This is a genomic window from Carnobacterium sp. (assembly GCF_032094055.1).
GTDB lineage: Bacteria > Bacillota > Bacilli > Lactobacillales > Carnobacteriaceae > Carnobacterium_A.
In genome coordinates this window covers 32,299-35,879 of sequence record NZ_DAMDAK010000011.1, presented here as the reverse complement: position 1 = coordinate 35,879, position 3,581 = coordinate 32,299, and the positions used below count along the sequence as shown (strand labels likewise).

Below are 3,581 nucleotides of genomic sequence, written 5' to 3'. Positions count from 1 at the left end.
TCTTTGCTTTAGGCGGAGCAACTGGAATGTCTTCAAATGGATTATTTATTGCTCTTATCGTCGGCTTATTAACAGCTGAGATTTTCTCGCGTTTAGTTGGAAATGAAAAATTGATTATCACTATGCCGGAAGGAGTTCCGCCAGCGGTAGCTAAATCATTTGCCGCATTATTCCCAGCAATGATCACTATCAGTATCTTTGGGATGATCAGAACGATTTTCTTTGCTTTCGGTGTAACCGATATCATTACTTCTTTCTATGATTTAGTTCAACAACCATTTATGGGATTAGCAAATACTCTCCCATCAGCTATCTTATTAGCTTTCATTGCACCTTTCTTGTGGTTCTTCGGACTCCATGGTGCAAATATGATTGAGCCTTTGATGCAGTCGATCAATGCGCCTGCAATTGAATCAAACATCGAAGCCATCAATAACGGTCTTGCAGCACCTTATATTGTAAATAAACCGTTTTTTGATTCTTTCGTTAACTTAGGCGGAACAGGTGCAACACTTGGTTTGATTATCGCTATTTTTATCTTCGGACGTCGAAATAAAGCATATAAAGTAGTCACGAATTTGAGTTCTGCTCCAGGACTTTTTAATATTAATGAACCGATGATGTTCGGTCTGCCAATCGTTTTGAATCCGATCATGTTCATTCCATTTATCTTGACACCAATCGTGCTTGTAACAGTGGCTTATAGTGCAACAAAATTAGGTATGGTGCCAGTAGCAACGGCTATGCCGCCATGGGTAACACCGCCAATTATTGGAGGCTTCTTAGCTACTCAAAGTATTGCTGGCGGGGTATTAGCAGCCGTTAACTTAGTTATTTCAGTCATCATCTATGCACCATTTGTTAAGATTGCCGAAATCCAATATTTAAAGGAAGAAATGGCTGACTAATTTAAAGACTAGTAGGAAAAGCATAGAAAGCACCAAAATGATTTGGTTGTTTTCTATGTTTTTTACTATTATGAACAAAAGAAGGAAATTGAAGAGGGGAAAATTCTTAAACCTTTACGAACAACCAAAAAAAGCAGAGCAGAAAATGGAATTTTCCACTTTCTGCTCTGTTGTTGCTTCCTAACTGCATTTTTGATTCAGCAGCCATTTCTATCTTTATTACATTATGCCCAGTCGCCATTGCGGAAGATTGGAACCGTACTGCCATCTGCCCGAACTCCATCAACATCCATGTCTTTTGAACCGATCATGAAGTCTACGTGGACAGTAGAGCGGTTTAAGCCAGCTGCTTTTAATTCTTCTTCGGACATTTCTGTTCCGCCGATCAAACTAAAGGCATAAGCCGAACCTAAAGCTAAATGATTTGAAGCATTTTCGTCAAATGTAATACCCGATTGTGAAATAGGAGAAGGATCCGGTACTAAAGCTACTTCACCTAAATGAGCCGCTCCTTCATCTGTTGCAATCAAGCGTTTCAAGACATCTTCGCCTTCTGCAGCAGTAACATTCACCACTTTACCATCTTTAAAAGTAAATTCCATATCTAAAATAGTGGTTCCAGCATAGCTTAAAGGTTTAGTACTTCTGACAACGCCATCTACACGATTGGCATCAGGAGCTGTAAAGACTTCTTCTGTCGGCATATTGGCCATGAAACGTTCTCCGCGAACATTGTCACTGCCGGCGCCTTCCCAACGGTGGTTAGCTGGTAATCCAACTGTCAAATCTGTACCAGGGGCTGTATAGTGTAAAGCAGAAAATTGTTCTTTGTTTAATTCGTCTGCTTTTTCATTTAACGTCACATCTTTTTGTTCCCATGTAGCAATTGGATCAGCATCGTACATATGAACCGCCTTAAAGATGGCATCCCATAATGCATCTACTTGTTCTTCTTCCGTTGCTAAATCAGGGAAGACTTTAGCTGCCCATTTTGCACCGGCAGCAGCGGCAACAACCCAGCTGACTTTGTTTGCTTGTGTAGCTTTCCGTTGTTCGCTTAAGGCTTTCCCAACAGCTGCTTGATAAGCAGCGACTTTTTCGCCGTCTACACCCGCTAAAGCATCTGGATCAGAAGAACGCAAACTGATTCGGCTTGCGCCTTTAGCAATCATATCTAACGATTCATCTATTTTGTATTGCGGAATATCAGTCAAAACGTCTTGTGGAGTCCCGATAAACTGTTCGCGGTTTACGATATCATCAGACCATTTTACAATAACTTCTTTAGCTCCTAATTCATAAGCTTTCTTTGTAATCAAGCGGGCAAGTGGTGCTTGATCAACATCTGTTTGAAGAATCACTGTATGTCCTTTTTGAACGTTGATTCCTGTCTTAACGATGGCATAAGCATATTTGTTTAAAAGCTCATCAAAATTTGGTAATACCATATTATCATTTCCTCCAATACTCTATTTTTTACTTGCTGAAACACAAGTTAACTTAATAATCATAGCACAAGAAGAGAGCGGAAACAATTTGTTGAATTGAAAAATTCTTAAGAGCTTTCCCCTAAAAAATAAAAAACCAAAAATTCTATTCAGTTTGTTGATAAAATAAGAGTCTATTTGGCAAAAGGTGAATTGCTTTTTTTTTTATGACATTAGTGATAAAATACCTATAGATTTAAATGTTTTAAAAATCTGCTAATAAAATAAAGTCAACTCGTTCAAGTCATCACTCACACAATCAGAGACAACACTAGGATAATGAGACAGGCAACTGAATAATTCACAGTAGATTAACTTACTTTTCCAACAAGAAACAATGTTCTATGGGGAAATAAGTTTGTTTTTTATAGTTCAAGTATAAGCAGATGCTGATGAAACTAATCAGAACGATAACCAAATAGGAATAAAAAAAGAGGTGAGCCCAAATGGCTAGAAAGAAAACAATATTAAAATCGCATATTCTCGATACAGCATATGAGGTTGTAAAAACAGAAGGATTTGAGGGATTTACAGCCCGGAATATTGCGAAAACAATGAACTGTTCAACGCAGCCCATTTACTTGGAATTTAAAAATATGGACGATTTGAAAAATGAGTTATTTGCAAAAGTTAAAGATTATTTAGTTGAAACCGTGTTTCAAAAGAAACGAACAGATGATGCGGTGTTAAATACTTGCCTCAACTACATTCATTTTGCAAAAGAGGAACCGGTCTTCTTCCGAGCTTTATTTTTAGAAGATGAATTAGGAGCCGATCGGATGTATGCTCTTCCTTTTGAGGCTATGTTGGCTGCTTTTGAGCAAGAAGCTAAAACAAAAGAGTTAACAAAAGCAGAAAAGAAGAAAGTATTTGAAAAAATATGGATCGTGGTCTATGGAACAGCTGCTCTCGTAGCCCAAGGGTTAATAAAATTTGACGAAAAAGCCGTTACGGCTAATGTAAAAGAAACGATTGCTAAAGTTATTTAATAGAATAAAGTAAAGAACCGGTCTGAATAATCAGATCGGTTCTTTACTTAGTACGAGACAGCCTGTCTCTGTTACAACGCTGCAGCTTTTTCAACTAAAGATTTTGCAAAAACTTGGAAGTGTTCAATGTCGTCCTCATTTGGATCTAAATCTACTTTGACACTCACAGCGCCTTCAACAGCACCCGCATTTTTGAA

Annotated in this window: 3 protein-coding genes and 1 pseudogene; 2 read left to right on the top strand and 2 right to left on the bottom strand. The window is 38.1% G+C overall.

Annotated features, from left to right (window positions below; translation table 11 throughout):
- Positions 1-908 (top strand): PTS transporter subunit EIIC (locus RT405_RS03105; protein WP_313467468.1); only part of this gene is annotated, 908 nt, incomplete at its 5' end.
- Positions 909-1,132: 224 nt separating this feature from the next.
- Here the strand turns inward: RT405_RS03105 and RT405_RS03100 are convergent.
- Positions 1,133-2,356, bottom strand: coding sequence for an aminopeptidase (locus RT405_RS03100; RefSeq protein ID WP_313467466.1), 1,224 nt, complete (start codon positions 2,354-2,356; stop codon positions 1,133-1,135).
- A 485-nt stretch (positions 2,357-2,841) separates the two neighbouring features.
- On the opposite strand from RT405_RS03100, the gene RT405_RS03095 reads away from it, so the two are divergent.
- Complete coding sequence (locus RT405_RS03095; RefSeq protein WP_313467465.1) at positions 2,842-3,384, top strand: TetR/AcrR family transcriptional regulator; 543 nt, start codon at positions 2,842-2,844, stop codon at positions 3,382-3,384.
- A 71-nt stretch (positions 3,385-3,455) separates the two neighbouring features.
- Here RT405_RS03095 and RT405_RS03090 read toward each other — a convergent pair.
- Positions 3,456-3,581: pseudogene (locus RT405_RS03090) on the bottom strand (flavodoxin); the annotation flags it as partial.

Excerpts from the sequence above, each read along its gene's own strand:
- RT405_RS03100 (WP_313467466.1), bottom strand. The coding sequence starts at position 2,356 with ATGGTATTACCAAATTTTGATGAGCTTTTAAACAAATATGCTTATGCC.
- RT405_RS03095 (WP_313467465.1), top strand. The coding sequence starts at position 2,842 with ATGGCTAGAAAGAAAACAATATTAAAATCGCATATTCTCGATACAGCA.